The 18,387-nt window shown below is 45.0% G+C and carries 11 protein-coding genes and 1 pseudogene; 10 read left to right on the top strand and 2 right to left on the bottom strand.

Annotated elements, in window-relative coordinates; all coding sequences use genetic code 11:
- Positions 1 to 265: 265 nt before the first annotated feature.
- Positions 266 to 1,186 (top strand): polysaccharide deacetylase family protein, encoded by a 921-nt coding sequence (locus V5G28_RS25715; RefSeq protein WP_332995840.1) that lies wholly within the window; start codon positions 266 to 268, stop codon positions 1,184 to 1,186.
- A 145-nt stretch (positions 1,187 to 1,331) separates the two neighbouring features.
- On the opposite strand, the gene V5G28_RS25710 is transcribed toward V5G28_RS25715, so the two are convergent.
- Complete coding sequence (locus V5G28_RS25710) at positions 1,332 to 6,050, bottom strand: glutamate synthase-related protein (protein ID WP_332995838.1); 4,719 nt, start codon at positions 6,048 to 6,050, stop codon at positions 1,332 to 1,334.
- 868 nt (positions 6,051 to 6,918) lie between these two features.
- Between V5G28_RS25710 and V5G28_RS36865 the strand changes: the two are divergent.
- The 9 genes and pseudogenes from V5G28_RS36865 (at position 6,919) to V5G28_RS25660 (ending at position 17,362) form a co-directional block, all read left to right on the top strand.
- Positions 6,919 to 9,059, top strand: a pseudogene (locus V5G28_RS36865) (phosphodiester glycosidase family protein).
- A 316-nt stretch (positions 9,060 to 9,375) separates the two neighbouring features.
- Complete coding sequence (locus V5G28_RS25695; RefSeq protein WP_332995831.1) at positions 9,376 to 9,807, top strand: phosphomannose isomerase type II C-terminal cupin domain; 432 nt, start codon at positions 9,376 to 9,378, stop codon at positions 9,805 to 9,807.
- Positions 9,808 to 10,551: 744 nt separating this feature from the next.
- Positions 10,552 to 10,884: a HesB/IscA family protein gene (locus V5G28_RS25690; protein ID WP_332995829.1), complete on the top strand. Its 333-nt coding sequence runs from the start codon at positions 10,552 to 10,554 to the stop codon at positions 10,882 to 10,884.
- Positions 10,885 to 10,972: 88 nt separating this feature from the next.
- Positions 10,973 to 11,350 carry a 30S ribosomal protein S12 gene (gene rpsL, locus V5G28_RS25685; RefSeq protein WP_096568078.1) on the top strand — a complete coding sequence of 126 codons (378 nt, stop codon included), beginning with the start codon at positions 10,973 to 10,975 and terminating at the stop codon, positions 11,348 to 11,350.
- Positions 11,351 to 11,954: 604 nt separating this feature from the next.
- Positions 11,955 to 12,425, top strand: coding sequence for a 30S ribosomal protein S7 (gene rpsG / locus V5G28_RS25680; RefSeq protein WP_332995826.1), 471 nt, complete (start codon positions 11,955 to 11,957; stop codon positions 12,423 to 12,425).
- A gap of 138 nt (positions 12,426 to 12,563) precedes the next feature.
- Positions 12,564 to 14,642, top strand: a complete 2,079-nt coding sequence (gene fusA / locus V5G28_RS25675) for an elongation factor G (RefSeq protein ID WP_332995824.1) — start codon at positions 12,564 to 12,566, stop codon at positions 14,640 to 14,642.
- 22 nt (positions 14,643 to 14,664) lie between these two features.
- Positions 14,665 to 15,894, top strand: a complete 1,230-nt coding sequence (gene tuf, locus V5G28_RS25670; protein WP_096568071.1) for an elongation factor Tu — start codon at positions 14,665 to 14,667, stop codon at positions 15,892 to 15,894.
- A 273-nt stretch (positions 15,895 to 16,167) separates the two neighbouring features.
- Positions 16,168 to 16,485 carry a 30S ribosomal protein S10 gene (gene rpsJ / locus V5G28_RS25665; RefSeq protein WP_010998474.1) on the top strand — a complete coding sequence of 106 codons (318 nt, stop codon included), beginning with the start codon at positions 16,168 to 16,170 and terminating at the stop codon, positions 16,483 to 16,485.
- A gap of 226 nt (positions 16,486 to 16,711) precedes the next feature.
- On the top strand, positions 16,712 to 17,362 hold the full coding sequence (locus tag V5G28_RS25660) for an LON peptidase substrate-binding domain-containing protein (protein WP_096568069.1): 651 nt from the start codon (positions 16,712 to 16,714) through the stop codon (positions 17,360 to 17,362).
- 50 nt (positions 17,363 to 17,412) lie between these two features.
- On the opposite strand, the gene pheA is transcribed toward V5G28_RS25660, so the two are convergent.
- Positions 17,413 to 18,303, bottom strand: a complete 891-nt coding sequence (gene pheA, locus V5G28_RS25655; protein ID WP_332995808.1) for a prephenate dehydratase — start codon at positions 18,301 to 18,303, stop codon at positions 17,413 to 17,415.
- Positions 18,304 to 18,387: the final 84 nt, after the last annotated feature.

Genomic DNA, 18,387 nt, shown 5'->3' with positions numbered 1-18,387 from the left:
TTCATATTGAACAACACAAAACATTGTTTATGCCTAGGATTTATCATATTTATAACTATTACTAGATATGGTAGTTTAAAGCTAAATAGTTTTGGTTTTATTTAAAACTGTCTTATTTATCAGCTTAATTCTTATATTTCTGTTAATCTATCTTTAAATTTTCAGGATTACCAGAAAGTACCTAGGTAACTAATATCTAGAGAAAATGTGCAGCAAGCACACTGTTAGACACAAAACTCATGATTCCACCTTAAGGAGCTTTGACGTGGAAACGAATAAGTCGTATGTTTGGTCGCATGGAATACTGATTGCCGTAGTTGCCTTTTGTGCTAGTTTAAGCGTTGGTTTGGTCATGCCTGTAAACCCAAATGCTTCAGAAGCTCAGACAAAAGAAGCTACAAATGTCAAGGATACAGCTGCCAAAGTAGGAACTCAACAGCGCATTGAAAAATTCAAGGCGGCGATGCTGACAAGTTGGCAGCAAGAAGCCAATGTAAAGGGGCTGTCCAATGCTGTACCATCGCGCTTTCAAGGTGCAGTTATCGCTAATGCAAAACTGACCAAAGGGGAAAAAGTTATTGCACTCACCTTCGATGATGGTCCTTGGGCTGAGTCTACCGCACAAATACTAGATATTCTGAAAAAAAATAATATAAAGGCTACATTCTTCGTTGTCGGACAGATGCTGAAGACTTATCCAGAATTAGGGAAGCGAATTGCCCTTGAAGGTCATGTCCTTGGCAACCATACTTGGCATCATTGGTATCACTACTTTAATCCACAGGCAGCTGCCTTTGAAATTGACAATACATCAAACCTTATTTATGAAACTACAGGTGTTAAAACAACTCTGTTCCGTCCACCTGGGGGGATCATGCACAATGGCGTGGCTGATTACGCTAGAAACAAAAAGTATGCGATTGTCATGTGGTCTGCTGACTCAGTAGACTACAGCCGTCCCGGTGTACCAAGGTTAATCCGTAACGTGACTAAACAGTCAAAACCTGGTGGTATTGTTCTCATGCATGATGGAGGCGGCAATCGTTCCCACACGGTTGAGGCTTTACCACAGATTATCAACTACTTCAGAAAGCAAGGCTATCGTTTTGTCACTGTACCAGAACTCTTACAAATGGAAGACCAAGAACTACAGTTTGCGGCAGCTAAGAAGAGCAAGAACCAATAGTTATTAGTTATTAATAGTTAATTACTATAATATAATATCGAGACTATTGATATAGCCATCGTAAATCATTCTTGAACAACAAGATTCCCGCCTTCTTCAAGAAGCCGGGAATCTATGTATAGGTGACGAGTTACGCCTCCATTTGTTAATAACTAACAAGCTGTTTTTCTTCCACAACTTGGGGATTGGCTTCTGGACTATCCGCTTCAGAAGGCGGAACCAATTGCCAGAACTTGGGCAAGAATTCTTGCCAATTTTCTAGAATCATCTTCGCCTTTTGTGAACCGGTACGTTCAGCATGAGTTTTAATTAACTCTTGCAGTTGCTTCTCACCAGATGAGGTTATGACTCGTTGAAGTTTGACAATTTCCCGGTTGACTAATTCAGGGAACATACCGTCTTCATCTAAGAAGTAGGCAAGCCCACCGGTCATTCCAGCCGCAACGTTGCGTCCGACTTTTCCTAAGACGACTATTATACCACCAGTCATGTACTCACAGCAGTGATCCCCTGCTCCCTCAATCACCGCCGTACCTTTGGAGTTACGTACAGCAAAACGTTCTCCGGCTAAGCCTTGAGCAAACAAAACGCCACCAGTAGCACCGTAGAGGCAGGTATTGCCAATAATCACGTTTTGTGCTGGGTTATAAGTGGCATTTGTAGGAGGTTTGATGATGATTTCACCACCGTGCATCCCTTTACCTACGTAGTCATTTGCTTCTCCTTCCAAGGTGAGAAACATACCAGGAAGGTTAAAGGCACCAAAGCTTTGCCCAACGCTTCCTTGGAAGTTGAGGTTAATTTGTCCTTCAAAACCATTGTCGCCATAAAGCGATGCGATCGCCCCTGCTATACGTGTGCCAATAGTTCTGTCGGTGTTGACAACCGCCACTGTTTTGCTTACAGAAGACTGGTTGCGAATGGCAGCTTGAATGTCGGGATCGCCAAGCAATTGGTCATCCAAAACCACGCCGTTGCTGTGAACTTCTTCATGCACCAACCAACTGCGATTTTCTCTTGTATCTGGTAGCCCAAGCAAACAGTCTAGGTTGAGCGATCCCGTCTTTGTGATATGTGAGTCTTCTCGAACCTTCAACAAATCGGCACGTCCAACCACTTCTGATAAAGAACGGTAGCCAAGCCTTGCTAACAGACTACGAACTTCTTCGGCTATAAAGTAGAAGAAGTTAACAACGTGTTCTGGCATTCCGGTAAACCGCTTGCGCAGTTCTTCTTTCTGGGAAGCGACACCTACAGGACAATTATTGGTGTGGCAGATCCGCGCCATGATACAACCTTCGGCAATCATAGCAATCGAACCGAAGCCAAATTCTTCTGCGCCCATCAATGCGCCCATCAGCACATCCCAACCACTCTTTAAGCCACCATCTACGCGCAAAATTACGCGATCGCGCAGGCTATTTTCTATCAACACGCGATGCACTTCTGTCAATCCGAGTTCCCATGGTGAACCAGCGTGCTTAATCGAACTCAATGGCGAGGCTCCTGTACCGCCGTCGTGACCAGAAACCTGGATGATATCGGCGTTTGCCTTCGCGACACCAGCGGCGATCGTACCGATACCAATTTCTGCCACCAACTTCACCGACACCTGTGCTTTCGGGTTAATTTGGTGCAGGTCAAAAATCAGCTGTGCTAGGTCTTCAATCGAATAAATATCGTGGTGTGGTGGTGGTGAAATCAGCGTCACTCCGGGTTTAGAACGCCGCAACATCGCAATGTAGGGGCTAACTTTTGCTCCTGGGAGTTGTCCACCTTCTCCTGGTTTTGCACCTTGGGCGATTTTAATTTCAATTTGTTTGGCGCTCATCAGGTACTCTGGCGTTACACCAAAGCGTCCTGATGCGACTTGTTTAATAGCACTCGAAGCAGTGTCGCCGTTCCGCAATCCTTTCAAGTGCGGTAGGGTTGGCGAGTGACGTGTTTCGTCTACATCATCCAGGACTTTGTATCGTACTGGGTCTTCGCCACCTTCTCCAGAGTTGGATCTACCACCAAGACGATTCATGGCGATCGCCAAAGTTTCGTGGGCTTCCCGTGATAATGCTCCCAGCGACATTCCACCTGTACAGAAGCGCTTGACAATATCATTGACCGACTCGACTTCTTCAATAGAAATAGGTGAGCGATCGCTTTGGAAATCTAGCAAATCACGTAACGCAGTTAACGGTCTATTTTCCAGGTGCTTCTTATAAACTTCGTAGTGGTCGTAGTTCTGCCCGTCCACTGCTTTATGCAGCGCTTTTGCGAGTTCTGGGCTGTTCATGTGGTACTCACCGTTCGGACGGTAGTTGACAAACCCAAGGTTTTGCAGCTTCTTGATTGTCAGATCTGGGAAAGCCTTACTGTGGATCGCCAGCACCTCTTGAGCGAGTTCCTTGACGCTAAGACCACCTATGCGGGAAGTTGTGCCATAGAATCCCAGTTCTAATAAATCCTGACCAATACCAATTGCCTCAAATATTTGCGCTGCTTGGTAACTGGAGAGCAAGGAAATCCCCATTTTGGAGAGAATTTTGAGCAAACCACTTTCTACTGCCTTACGATAGTTGACATAAGCTTGCTCCAAGCTAATGGCAGTGATTTTACCCCGTTCCATAAACTGTTGAGTTTTCGGGTCGAACCACCAATCACGTATGGTATCCAAAGCCATGTACGGGCAAACAGCACCTGCACCGTAGCCAATTAGACAGGCAAAGTGATGAGTACTCCAGCACTGAGCGGTTTCGACTACCAAAGATGTTTTCATCCGCAGTCCTTCGCGGATCAGATGATGGTGTACTGCACCCACCGCCAACAGAGGAGGGATATAGCTGTACTCAGTATCAATGCCATGATCTACGCGATCGCTCAGAATCAGTATTTTAGCTCCTGTCCGCACCGATTCAGCGGCTTGTGCTTGCAAAGACTGAACTGCTGCTTTCAATCCTTCTGGACCTGAGGCTATTTCAAATAGAGTTGATAACTGTGCTGTGGCAAATCCCGACAGCTTGATAGCTTCCAATTCTGCCTCATTGATCACTGGTGAATCTAGCTTCAGTCTCTTGGCATATTCTGGCTTGGGATCGAGTAAGTTACCCCGCTCACCCAATTCTACTTTCAAGGACATCACCAGACTTTCTCTCAAGGGGTCAATCGGTGGATTCGTCACCTGCGCAAAGCGCTGTTTGAAATAGTCATAAAGCAAGTGCGGTTTTTCTGACAGCACTGCTAAAGGAATATCATCCCCCATGCAGAAAGTCGGCTCTTTGCCTTCCATTGCCATTGGCTGAATCACCATTTCCACATCTTCTGTGGTATATCCAAAGCCAATTTGCTGTCGCAGCAAGGCTTCTCTGTCAATTGGGTTGGTGGAATGTCCGTTTTGGTTAGTGCTGCCATGTCCATTCTCTTTGACACCATTACCATTAACTACGACTGAGTGACCATTCACGAGTTGCTTGAGTTCTTGGCGATACTGGCGCACCCATTCCCCGTATGGTTTGCTTTGGGCAATGCGCTGCTTGATCTCCCAATTCTTCAGCACCTCTTGGCTTTCTAAATCCACAGCAATCATTTGCCCTGGTCCAAGTCTGCCTTTTTCCAGAATGTTGGCTTCGTCTATGTTCACCACTCCTGCTTCGGAAGCCACAATAATGTAGTCATCTTTGGTAATGCAGTAACGAGCAGGTCTTAAGCCATTACGGTCTAGTGTTGCCCCAACTTTGCGCCCATCGCCGAACACCAACAATGCTGGTCCATCCCAGGCTTCTTGCAAACCGCTGTAGTATTCGTAAAAATCAATGATCTCCGGGGAATTACGCAACTCTGGTTGATTCTGATAAGCCTCTGGAACCATAATCATCAAGGCTTCCAGGGGGCTGCGTCCAGAACGCACCAGCAACTCCAACACATTGTCTAAAGTCGCGGAGTCGCTGTTGTCAATGTAAACAAACGGTTTTAATTCATCAATCCGAGATTTCCAAATTGGATGATGCAAACTGGCTTCTCTTGCCATCATCCAGTTGATGTTACCTAATAAAGTGTTGATTTCACCGTTGTGACCCAAAAGTCGCATTGGTTGAGCCAGAGGCCATTTGGGCATGGTATTGGTACTAAAGCGCCGATGGTATACAGCAAAGGCGCTCTTGTATGCTGGATTTCTTAAATCCTCATAGAAATCTCCTAAGATAGCTGAACGCACCATGCCTTTGTAAACAATTGTGCGGCTTGACAGCGAGCAGATGTAAAAGTCTTCAGACCAGTTGCAGTTGAGGAAATTGCGGAGCGCTTGACCAATTCGGCGGCGGGTAATATACAGATGCCGTTCTAGTTCGTCGCCGCTTTTCTCTTCGGACGCTACAAAAATTTGTTCAATTTGGGGTTGATTTTCTCTTGCTTGTACCCCGAGTAATTTAGGCTGCACTGGCACTACTCGCCAACCCAGTACAGTCAATTTTTCCGACTCTGCTACTTGTTCAACTGTTGCACGAGCCTTTTGCGCTGCTTCAGGGTCTTGTGGTAAAAATATCATCCCCACAGCAATGTTTTCGCTCTTAGGAAGTTGCACCCCGCGTCTAGCAAAATCGTCTTGGAACAACGTCCAAGGTATCGCGGTCAATATTCCCGCGCCATCACCAGAGTCTTGATCTGCACTACAACCGCCCCGGTGTTCTAAGCACGTTAAAGCAGCCAAAGCTTTTTCTACTATTTCATGGCTAGCATAGTTTTGGCGATGGGCAATAAAGCCCACACCACATGCATCTCGTTCTTCTACGAGCCATCTTTGTCCTGGATAGATAGACCCTAAGGAAGTATCTGATGATGTCATTTGCTGTTCTTGATTGATCCGTTTTTTATTCATAGACTATCCCTGACGTCTTGGTTACAATTTTTGCGACTTCTTGTTAGGAAAATTTTGCTAAATGAGGAGATGCAGAAATATCGAGAGATACAGAATAACTGAAAATTAGGGAAAAAAAAATTTAACTTCGGGTTTAATTTTTGCTCCACCCGTGTTAAAATTGTTTCGTTATTTTTCGTATTTACACTGAGTTAAGGAAATTACTTTTACTCCGATCGTTGTTTATCTATAAATCGAGTCGGTATCCATTTCCTCAATTCTCTGCTCTTGAACGATAGTTACTTTTCAGGTCTACCGTTTTGCGGCTTACCTGAAAAAAATTCAAACATATGGCTTGACTAGTTTTAAATCTAAAATTATCCCGATTTGGCAACAAAATCAGCGTATTACACTATATACCCATTTGACAATTCCTATCCTATATATCCTTAATTTTTTCTAAATTTTTATTGATTGCTCATTGTCACTGTTGCTACCAATATGACTTTAGGTGCACAACAACTCGCTTGGTAGCACAGAAGATTTCATAACTTCAATTCTGGCAACGAAAACTGCTGTCATATCTCAGTAGCGCTCATGTTACTTAGCGCTCGTAATTTTGAGAGTTGTACAGGAAAATTTTTTGGTTGTTTTATAAAGATAAAAAGCCCATATATACAATATCACATCCCGTTCTCGATCAGAACCCATGTCACTATTTCTTGATTTTGACAACTTACGCACTACACTTGTGTGTTGAAACTAGGTGTCGGGTTTGACATATAGGATCTATTGAGCGGTTTAGAAATTTTCCCATATTTATACCCTAGACCTGATAATGAGTGACTCAGTGCCTTAAGAAATTATTTTTAGAAGTACATTGCGAATTATGGGAGAAATACTAACTTTTTGCCGACAGCAACACCGCAGTGCTATTCCCAATACAGGTAATAGCAGCTTTGTCAGGGTTTTTGTGTCACCCATACTTTTGACACTACTGTGCTTAACAGCTACCTGTAGAGATGCAAAAGCACAGTCTTCTTCATTAAAGACTGGCACGATAGGAACACAAAGACACAGGAACACAGAGAATTCTCCACATCCACACGTCTCTGGGTCTCCACGTCCTCTTGGTCAACACTCACCTCCAGCTCCTGCGTTGTTAAGTATAATTTCCTATGGTAACCAAATTTCTCTTAATGGTCGCACTTTGTCTGGAGCTTGGTTACAGCAACGCCAAAAAACAGGCTCATTGAGTATTCATCTAAGTGACGGGGCAGTTAAGCAATTATTCGGTGTAGATTTATTAGATACTAGCAATCCAACGACACAACCAATACAGTGGTTTTCATCAAATACTAAACCACTGGTTTTAACGAGTTTACTTACAACAGGATATCGGTATCTAGATATTACAAATATAGCAAAAATAGCCCAATGGCAGATGCAAGCTAATGGTAAAACGTTAGTGATTACCACACCAAGCGCGAAAGTCACAAATATTTATCAGGATAAGCAACCTGTCGGCGATCGCATTATCCTAGATTTGGATCGCCCAACTCCCTGGCAAATCACACAAGGGGTACCAGCAAGAAAACCTCAACCCCAAATAGAGGACAAGGGCATAAGGGGACAAGTAGACAAGGAGAATTCCTTTACACAGCTTCCCTTGTCACCCCCAGTTTCTTCCTCTTTACCAAATAGAGAGTGGACAATTACGCTTGATGCAATAGCAGATCCAGCGTTGGTACAACGCTATACTCCCCCCTCTCCCTCATCTCCCTCATCCCCCTCATCTCCCCCCTTCCCTACCATCTCCCTCATCCCTCCCCTCTGCCTCATTAATACCTGAATCACTGATACAGCAGAGTTGAGGTAGTTAATAATAAAACAATAATTCGTCTGAGTGTTCCTTTTGGTTTAGCTCCTCGAGTGAGCACTGTCCCTAACCCCAACCGTTTGATTGTTGAAATTCGACCTGATGCGATGGTGGAGAGAAATATTACATGGGCACCAGGGTTGATATGGCGACAGCGGTTTGTGAATTTAGGTCAACAACGCTTTCCAGTGGTGTGGTTAGAAATGAATCCTCGCGCCTCAGGGATAAAACTGAAACCGATTTGGACAAGCACGAACACCTTAGTAGGCACTGCTCCCTTGATTGAAACGGCACAACAATATTCAGCAGTTGCAGCAATTAATGGTGGTTATTTTAACCGCAATAATCGATTACCTCTAGGTGCAATTCGTCGGGATGGTCAATGGTTGTCAGGTCCGATTCTTAACCGGGGAGCGATCGCCTGGAATGATTCTGGGCAATTTCACATCGGTCGTCTCAACTTGGTAGAAACTCTGATTGGTAACAATAATTTACAGTTACCGATTTTGACTCTTAACAGTGGCTACGTTCAGAGTGGTATTGCCCGTTACAGCCCTGCATGGGGAGCAACCTACACTCCCCTAACTGACAATGAAATCATTCTCGTTGTCCAGAAAAACCAGGTTATCAATCAGGTTATAACAGGTAAAGTTGGGGAAATTGCCGTTCCAATACCACAAGATGGCTACCTGCTAACATTACGTGGTAAGGCTACGAGCAGTGCTTCTAGCTTACCCGTTGGCTCTTCTGTAAAAATCACCAGTTCCACTACTCCTGCTGATTTTAGCCGTTACCCACACATTCTGGGAGCAGGACCACTGCTTGTGCAAAATCGTCAAATTGTCCTTGATGCCAAAGGCGAAAAATTTAGCGATGCCTTTATCGCCCAAAAGGCTGTTCGCAGTGGGATCTGCACAACGGGAACAGGAAATCTGATTATTGCGGCTGTACATAATCGCGCTGGCGGTGCAGGACCTACCTTGGGAGAACACGCGCAACTCATGCAGCTTTTAGGGTGCGTAAATGCTCTTAATTTGGATGGTGGAAGTTCTACGAGTCTTTACTTAGGAGGGCAACTCCTTGACCGTTCTCCTAATACTGCTGCTCGTGTTCACAACGGAATTGGTATTTTCTTACAACCCCACCGCTAGGGCTTTTGCAGGAAGTAGTTAGTGAGACTTTTTGACGACTCACCTCTAACCACTGACAACTGACAATTCATAGATACATAAGTAACAAATCATCCTTGACTTTAAAGCTGAGAATAAGTTGCCATATGACTTGATAAAGACTTGGTGTAGACACAGTAATTTCAGGGATTATTAATGACACTCTACTACCTGATTTTGCTATGTTTGGCAGAAGTGGTATGAATTGCTCATCTTCGCAATTGCAACTTCGTGCCTTGTTTTTTCATCAATGGTTAAAGATTACTGACGGTTTGTTGTATCACAAGATGAGGTAAATATGGCTCAATTTCAAGAAGCAACACAGACTAACACATTGCCCCTTCCGCCCGGTGTTACTCCAAGAGGCGTGGCGGCTACTGAACTTCGCCCTTGGGGTTCATTTACTGTTTTAGAAGAAGGACGTGGATATAAAATCAAGCGCATTGAAGTTAAGCCCGGACACCGCCTCAGCTTGCAAATGCATCACCACCGTAGTGAACATTGGATTGTGGTCTCTGGAACAGCCAAGGTTGTTTGTGGCGAGCAAGAAGTCTTGCTGAGCAATAATCAGTCAACCTATGTACCGCATTGTACAGCTCATCGATTAGAGAATCCTGGCGTGATTCCCTTGGTGTTGATTGAAGTTCAAAATGGGGAATATTTAGGAGAAGATGATATTGTCCGCTATCAGGACGACTACGCCCGTGTTGAAGATAAAAAGAAATCATAGGGCGAGCAAAATTCCCAAAGTCGTCTACACTGCTTTAACGGCTTTGAGCGAAAAAATGAATATACCGATGAGTTTCATTTCCTACTAGCTTAGGCAAGAAATGAAACTTAGGCAAAGTGTGCTCTGTTTATGTGAAACCCGGTTTCTTGATGAAACCGGGTTTTTTAGCTCATGTGTCCGGTTTTTGACAGATTTATTTTTTTAACTATTTATGAGGTTTATTAAGATTTTTGGTTAACTGTTACAAACCTGCTTGTAATATAAAATGGGTTTTTCAATTGTATTGCTAGTTTTGTCCACACCCCTGCCTAAAGGCTAAGGGCTTCTTGCCTCAAACCAATAGGATTAGTTGACCAGACGAGCGTACCTTCGGGCACTACGTTAACGGTAAGTGTTAAAGTTCCTACCTTGGGATGCTTTTGCTAGTTCCAAGCCCTAGAAATCAAGGATTAAACAGGTTTAGAGGGTTGAGCCAGTGTCTTTGATATAGTTACCGACCGTTAAGTTTGTCGTTGCAAGAGCGTCTCCCCTTGGGAGAAGCTAACTTTACTCCCTTTCGGGAAGGCACATCGAGTGCAAAACCGTTATGCGTACAGAGGGAAAGATTTCAGTTCGTAATTGCCTGAACGAAAGTACAACGCAAAAGTACACGGGATTCGGTACCTCCAAGGCGGTAATGGTTCACAAAAACAAAAATGTGTATTGCCGTCCTAGAAGGACGGCGTTTCAGACCCAGGAGTTTTGATGATTCAATTGAGCAAAGCTGCCGCAACTGAAATAGGGCGATTAAAATCAAAGCAGCAGCCAAATGTCTTATTTCGTTTGGCTGTCAAAACAGGTGGTTGTTCCGGGTGGTATTATGATATGTCTTTTGATGAAGCGGTACAGGTAGGTGAGCGCGTTTTTGACTCTCAAGGTATTCAAGTCGTCATCGATGCCGAAAGCTTAGAATACATTAAGGGGTTGACTTTGGATTATTCAGAAGATTTGATGGGCGGTGGTTTTCGCTTCCACAACCCCCAAGCAAAAGCGACTTGTGGATGTGGTAACTCCTTTTCAGCAAATAATGACGAGTGAGCAAAAAGTTTGACACAAAAGCATAAAAAAAGATATAATCAGGATTTGTTAAAACTTAGACTATAGGCAGCTTCTCGCGCTGTAACTCATGCCAACTATACAGCAGCTCATACGTAACGAACGCGAACAAACGCGTCAGAAAACCAAGTCCCCAGCTCTAAAGCAATGCCCTCAACGTCGGGGTGTTTGTACTAGGGTATACACGACCACACCGAAAAAGCCAAACTCAGCTCTACGCAAAGTAGCAAGGGTAAGATTGACCTCTGGATTTGAAGTCACAGCTTACATTCCAGGGATAGGTCATAACTTACAAGAACACTCTGTTGTGATGATTCGCGGCGGTCGGGTCAAGGACTTACCAGGCGTGAGATACCACATTATCCGTGGAACTTTAGATACAGCCGGAGTCAAAGACCGCAAGCAAGGTCGTTCCAAATATGGAACAAAACGTCCTAAAAAGTCCTAAACAATAGAGCGGGTGCGATTAATCCCATTAAGCAAGATTAATCGCGTCTAGTTCTTGCTTTATAGGCGTGAAAGCGCTTTTAGCTATGATTCTGTACAAAAACACTGATCACAGCTATTCAAAAGCCCTTATTGACACAAATCAAGTAACATCAATTTCCGAGGCGGGAAGTCCAGCTCTACCAGCAAGGTGTATTTGTTAAAAACTTAGCTTAGAGTCAGGATAAAAGCGCGATAGGATTTTTGTGGTAACACCCATCGGTCGGTCAGGTAGACGAGGCGTGAAACTGGTACAGAGAGTCTAACAAGATTGACCAACTGTATCTGCCGATGTAAAGCTCAAAGTACGCAAAACTCTATGAAACCAACACGCCCAGCGAATTATCTAGTTGCTGAAGGAAGTTTGATAAATAGAGTCAGTCGCAGTATATAATTTTGTCGCCTCATAATAGTTGAGGGCAGCAATTTTTGCCAGTTAGGGTAGCTGCAGTTGTAGTAACACAACCCAAGAAAGTCTGATGACGGGCAATTGCCTTTCAGAACTTCTGGTGTTCGATAGCATAAAACATAGAATCTCGTTGCCAATTCAAAACTAAAGGTTAAGTATGTCTCGTCGTGGAGTTATTCAAAAGCGTCCGGTTCCGCCTGACTCGGTATATAACAGTCGCCTTGTCAGCATGATAGTTAGGCGGATAATGCGTCATGGTAAAAAATCTCTAGCCGCACGCATTGTTTATGATGCGATGAAAACAATTGAGGAACGGACTGGTGGCGATCCGTTGGAAACCTTTGAAAGAGCTGTGCGTAACGCCACGCCTTTGGTAGAAGTCAAAGCTCGCCGAGTCGGTGGGGCGACGTACCAAGTGCCTATGGAAGTGCGTGCCGAACGGGGGACAACCCTAGCAATGCGTTGGTTGGTGCAGTTTTCAAGATCAAGACCAGGTCGTACAATGGCAAGCAGGCTGGCAAATGAATTAATGGATGCTGCTAACGAAACCGGGAACGCAATTCGCAAGCGTGAAGAGACGCACCGGATGGCAGAAGCCAACAAAGCCTTTGCTCACTATCGTTACTAAGTAGTAAACCGATATATCGTGATTGAAGAGCGATATATCGTGTCTTTACTAGACAAAGACGGTTTTCCGTAAAAGATATAATATCTTAACAAAGTGTAATATACAAGATACATGAGCCGAAAACTATAGGAGGCAGCTGTGGCACGTACGAACCCGCTAGAGAAAGTACGCAATATTGGTATTGCGGCGCATATAGATGCGGGCAAAACAACGACAACAGAGAGAATATTATTTTACTCTGGGATAATTCATAAGATTGGTGAAGTTCATGAAGGAACCGCTGTCACCGACTGGATGGAACAGGAACGGGAGCGGGGAATTACCATCACAGCTGCTGCAATTACCACCAGCTGGAAAAATCATCAAATTAACATTATTGATACTCCAGGACACGTAGACTTCACGATTGAAGTGGAACGTTCCATGCGGGTACTTGATGGTGTAATTACAGTTTTATGTTCTGTAGGCGGTGTGCAGCCACAAACAGAAACGGTGTGGCGTCAAGCAGATCGCTATAAAGTGCCTCGCATCGTTTTTGTCAACAAGATGGATCGCACGGGGGCGAACTTCTATAGAGTTTTCGATCAAGTGCGCGATCGCCTGCGGGCTAATGCCATAGCCATTCAGTTGCCCATTGGCAGTGAAACCGAGTTCAAGGGTATTGTTGACTTGGTGAAAATGTGTGCATACATCTACACCAACGACCAAGGAACCGATATCCAAGAAACGGGCATCCCTGAAGATATGCTCTCTCAGGTAGAAGAGTACCGCACCAAACTGATTGAGGCGGTAGCGGAAACTGATGATGAACTGATGACCAAGTACTTCGAGGGCGTGGAACTTAGCGAAGACGAAATCCGCAAAGCTCTACGTAAAGGTACGATTACAGGTAGTATTGTGCCAGTGCTTTGCGGATCAGCATTTAAAAACAAAGGTGTACAGCTGCTGTTGGATGGGGTAGTAGATTACCTGCCAGCACCAATCGATGTACCGCCAATTCAAGGTACACTGCCAAATGGTGAAATTGTCGAGCGCCGCGCCGACGACAACGAACCCCTCTCGGCTCTAGCCTTCAAGATTATGGCTGATCCCTACGGTCGTCTAACCTTTGTTCGTGTTTACTCCGGTGTTCTCAAGAAGGGCAGCTACGTCCTCAATGCCACTAAGAACAAGAAAGAACGAATTTCTCGTTTGGTGATATTGAAAGCAGATGACCGGATTGACGTAGATGAAATGCGGGCAGGCGATTTGGGAGCCGCGTTGGGATTGAAAGACACCTTGACAGGTGACACACTATCTGCTGAAGGCTCACCAGTGATTCTGGAATCGCTGTTCATTCCGGAACCTGTGATCTCGGTGGCGGTTGAACCCAAAACCAAGAACGACATGGACAAACTGTCCAAGGCTCTACAATCTCTCTCGGAAGAAGACCCAACCTTCCGCGTTCACGTCGATCCGGAAACCAATCAAACCGTGATTGCAGGCATGGGAGAACTCCACCTGGAAATTCTCGTAGACCGGATGTTACGCGAATTCAAAGTGGAAGCGAACGTGGGGGCGCCGCAAGTCGCTTACCGCGAAACAATTCGCAAGCCGGTTAACAGAGTTGAAGGTAAATTCATCCGCCAAAGCGGTGGTAAAGGTCAGTACGGTCACGTTGTGATCGACTTGGAGCCAGGACAACCAGGCACCGGCTTTGAATTCGTCTCTAAGATTGTTGGTGGTACTGTACCTAAAGAGTACATCGGACCAGCAGAACAGGGAATGAAAGAAAGCTGCGAATCGGGTGTTCTCGCTGGATATCCGCTGATTGACGTGAAAGCGACGCTGGTCGATGGGTCTTACCACGATGTAGACTCTTCGGAAATGGCTTTCAAAATCGCTGGCTCAATGGCGATGAAGGAAGCAGTCCTGAAAGCTGCACCCGTCCTGTTAGAGCCTATGATGAAAGTTGAGGTAGAAGTTCCTGAAAACTTCCTTGGGGATGTAATGGGCGACCTCAATTCCCGTCGTGGGCAAATTGAGGGCATGGGCTCTGAGCAAGGTCTTGCCAAAGTGACTGCAAAAGTCCCATTGGCAGAAATGTTTGGCTACGCCACTGACATCCGGTCGAAGACCCAAGGTCGGGGTATCTTCTCGATGGAGTTTAGCACCTATGAAGAAGTGCCTCGCAACGTGGCTGAGGCAATCATAGCTAAAAGCAAAGGGAACGCTTAGTTAGTAAAGGAAATTAGCATTCATGGCACGCGCAAAGTTTGAACGGAATAAACCCCACGTTAACATCGGTACTGTTGGCCACGTTGACCATGGTAAAACCACATTAACAGCAGCCATCACCATGACTTTGGCGGCTCTTGGTCAGGCTGTAGCTAAAGGCTATGACCAAATCGATAACGCGCCAGAAGAAAAGGCGCGGGGTATTACCATCAATACTGCTCACGTTGAGTATGAAACCCAAAACCGGCACTATGCTCACGTAGACTGCCCCGGACACGCTGACTACGTGAAGAATATGATCACCGGCGCTGCCCAGATGGATGGTGGTATTCTGGTGGTTGCTGCTACCGATGGCCCTATGCCCCAAACCCGCGAACACATCCTGTTGGCAAAACAGGTAGGCGTTCCCAGCTTGGTTGTCTTCTTAAACAAGGAAGACTTGATGGATGATGAAGAACTGCTGGAACTAGTGGAGCTAGAACTTCGAGAATTGCTTACCAGCTATGATTTTCCTGGTGATGACATTCCCATTATCAAAGGATCAGGTCTACAGGCATTGGAAGCAATGACTGCTAACCCCAAAACACAAAGGGGTGACAATAAGTGGGTAGACAAAATCTACGAACTGATGGACGCGGTAGATAGCTTTATTCCTACCCCAGAACGGGATGTAGATAAGCCCTTCCTGATGGCTGTAGAAGACGTGTTCTCCATCACAGGTCGTGGTACCGTAGCTACCGGACGTATTGAGCGCGGTAAAGTTAAGATCGGCGACAACGTAGAGTTAGTCGGTATTAGAGCGACTCGCGCCACCACTGTCACCGGTATCGAGATGTTCAAGAAGAGTCTTGATGAAGGTATGGCGGGTGATAACGCCGGAATTCTGTTGCGCGGTATACAGAAAGCTGATATAGAACGAGGCATGGTGATCGCTAAGCCTGGTTCTATTACCCCTCACACCCAATTTGAAGGTGAAGTGTACGTCCTGACAGAAAAAGAAGGCGGTCGCAAGACTCCATTTTTCTCAGGCTACCGTCCTCAGTTCTACGTGCGGACAACCGATGTGACCGGCACAATCAAAGCCTTCACCGCTGATGATGGTAGTGAGGCGGAAATGGTGATGCCCGGAGACCGGATCAAGGTGACGGTGGAACTGATCAACGCGATCGCGATTGAGCAAGGAATGCGCTTCGCAATTCGCGAAGGTGGTCGTACCATTGGTGCTGGTGTTGTTTCCAAAATCATCAAGTAGCACCTTTGCACTTTAATTAAAAGAGGAGCAGAGATGGTATAATATACGCTCTGCTCTTTTCGCGTCTATAAACGCGTTATGCATTAGGAGTGGGCATTGGGAAGGATATTAAGTGTCGCTAGTCCTTATGCCCCTCATCCCCACTATGTCTGAAACCCTATGCCTGCGGCGAACGTGAAGGCGTAGCGCTCAGTGTACAAGGCAGCACTGACTTGGGAACCCCGAGTTCCCCAATCCCTAACTAACCATTCATCCGAACCAAAACAATTAAAGATGGCAACTCTACAGCAGCAAAAGATTAGAATTCGCTTACAGGCTTTTGACCGCCGCTTGCTTGATACATCTTGCGAGAAGATTGTAGACACAGCTAACCGCACCAATGCGACAGCTATAGGACCTATTCCTTTACCCACGAAACGTAAAATCTACTGTGTGTTGCGCTCGCCCCACGTAGATAAGGACTCACGGGAACATTTTGAAACTCGTACCCATCGTCGGATTATCGACATCTACCAGCCTTCTTCTAAAACTATTGATGCTTTGATGAAACTGGATCTTCCATCCGGTGTCGATATCGAAGTTAAGCTGTAATTATTCATTAGTCAGAAGTTATAAGTTAGAGGTTAATCGTACTTTTTAACAACCAATAACTAACAACTCAGACAAAAATTTAACTGTATAAAGAATGACAAAGCCTTGAAGAAATATATTTCAGGGCTTTTTATTAGCTTTAAAATTGAAATGATAGAATGAAGAAAAAGCACGGGAAAAGCAGAGAATAAAAGCTTTTTAGGATTAAATTTATACCAAGGTAACAATGACATCCTCTTCTAAAATTGCAGTTTGCGAACTACCTCTGTTCCCGTTACCGGAAGTCGTTCTATTTCCGACAAGACCCTTGCCTTTGCATATCTTTGAATTTCGCTATCGAATCCTGATGAACACAATTTTGGAGAGCGATCGCAGGTTCGGGGTCTTGATGGTAGATCCGATCAGAGGTACGATTGCCAATGTGGGCTGTTGTGCGGAAATCATTCATTATCAGCGGCTACCAGATGACCGAATGAAAATGCTGACGTTGGGTCAACAAAGATTTCGTGTCTTAGAGTATGTTCGTGAAAAGCCATATCGAGTCGGTGTGGTTGAGTGGATTGAAGACCATCCTCCCGCCAAAGATTTACGACCATTGGCTACTGATGTAGAACAACTGCTGCGAGATGTTGTGCGTCTTAGCGCCAAGTTAACTGAACAAAACATCGAACTGCCAGAAGATTTGCCAGATCTACCAATAGAGCTATCTTACTGGGTAGCGAGTAACCTTTACGGTGTTGCTACAGAGCAGCAGGCTTTGCTAGAAACGCAAGATACTGCTGCTCGTTTGGAACGCGAAGCAGAAATTTTGACTTCTACTCGCAATCACCTCGCTGCTCGTACTGTTCTCAAAGACACCTTGAATGAGAAGTTGTGAATTGTAAGTGGTTATTAGTTATTAATCATTTATGTCCCAACAACTAACTATTAACCACTAACGCCTTTATTGAGGGCACTAATAGGCAAAACGTTGTAAGTGCCGAAGATTTTTAATATCTCTGTGCAGGGAGATATTTCTGCTAAAGCAGATTGAACTTGTGGTTCAGATGCATCTGCTTCCATATCTATAAAAAATAGGTACTCTCCAAGAGAACGCTTCGTCGGGCGAGACTCAATTTTACTGAGATTAATGCCTATATGAGCTAACACTTGTAAAGGTTTTACCAGTGCTCCCGGTATATTAGCAGGAGTACTGAAAGCAAGGGAAGTGTGACTGGCACGTTCCAAACAACTGGGGCGGGCGTCTGGCATATGACTTTGGCTGACCACCCAGAAGCGAGTACAGTTTTCGGGATAATCGTTAATACCGCTAGCTAGTATAGGCAGGTTGTATAGTTGCGCCGCACGTTGAGATGAGATAGCCGCCACCGTCAAGTCCTGCTCTAGTTGCAGGAGCGCCTCGGTTGTGGAATTGGTTGGAATAAGCTGTACATTGGGAAGTAACCGCTCCAACCATCCCTGACATTGTGCTAGGGCTTGGGGGTGAGAATAAACTGTTTTGACTTCCTCCAAGGTTTGAGCGCAGGAAATTAATGTATGAGCAATTGGCATGACCAAAGCTAACTGAATTTGCAAACTATCTAGTTGCCACAGTGTATCCAGCGTCATGGTCACACTGCCTTCAATAGAATTTTCCACAGGCACAACAGCCAACTTTGCCTGACCTTTATCGACAGCTCGCAATGTCTGAGCAATGCTGGGATAAGGGCATAAGATAGCTTCAACTCCTGTAGTTTTAGTAAGCCAATTGAGATAAAGAAGAGCCGCTTGTTCTGCGTAAGTGCCAGGAGGTCCTAAATGTGCAATTGATAAAGTCATAGAGTTTAGTTTTGTGTGGATAGTTTGATTTGTATTCAATTTTATGAGTTGTAATCAGACATGATAAACTTCTTTCCACACAAA

Source organism: Scytonema sp. PRP1 (assembly GCF_036697665.2).
GTDB lineage: Bacteria > Cyanobacteriota > Cyanobacteriia > Cyanobacteriales > Nostocaceae > Kalymmatonema > Kalymmatonema gypsitolerans.
This window is presented reverse-complemented; position numbering and strand designations above follow the sequence as displayed.

What these genes read in the sequence shown, in the direction of transcription:
- V5G28_RS25710 (WP_332995838.1), bottom strand. Translation starts at nt 6,050, where the DNA reads ATGAATAAAAAACGGATCAATCAAGAACAGCAAATGACATCATCAGAT.
- V5G28_RS25695 (WP_332995831.1), top strand. Translation starts at nt 9,376, where the DNA reads ATGGCTCAATTTCAAGAAGCAACACAGACTAACACATTGCCCCTTCCG.
- V5G28_RS25690 (WP_332995829.1), top strand. Translation starts at nt 10,552, where the DNA reads ATGATTCAATTGAGCAAAGCTGCCGCAACTGAAATAGGGCGATTAAAA.
- rpsL (WP_096568078.1), top strand. Translation starts at nt 10,973, where the DNA reads ATGCCAACTATACAGCAGCTCATACGTAACGAACGCGAACAAACGCGT.
- rpsG (WP_332995826.1), top strand. Translation starts at nt 11,955, where the DNA reads ATGTCTCGTCGTGGAGTTATTCAAAAGCGTCCGGTTCCGCCTGACTCG.
- tuf (WP_096568071.1), top strand. Translation starts at nt 14,665, where the DNA reads ATGGCACGCGCAAAGTTTGAACGGAATAAACCCCACGTTAACATCGGT.
- rpsJ (WP_010998474.1), top strand. Translation starts at nt 16,168, where the DNA reads ATGGCAACTCTACAGCAGCAAAAGATTAGAATTCGCTTACAGGCTTTT.
- V5G28_RS25660 (WP_096568069.1), top strand. Translation starts at nt 16,712, where the DNA reads ATGACATCCTCTTCTAAAATTGCAGTTTGCGAACTACCTCTGTTCCCG.
- pheA (WP_332995808.1), bottom strand. Translation starts at nt 18,303, where the DNA reads ATGACTTTATCAATTGCACATTTAGGACCTCCTGGCACTTACGCAGAA.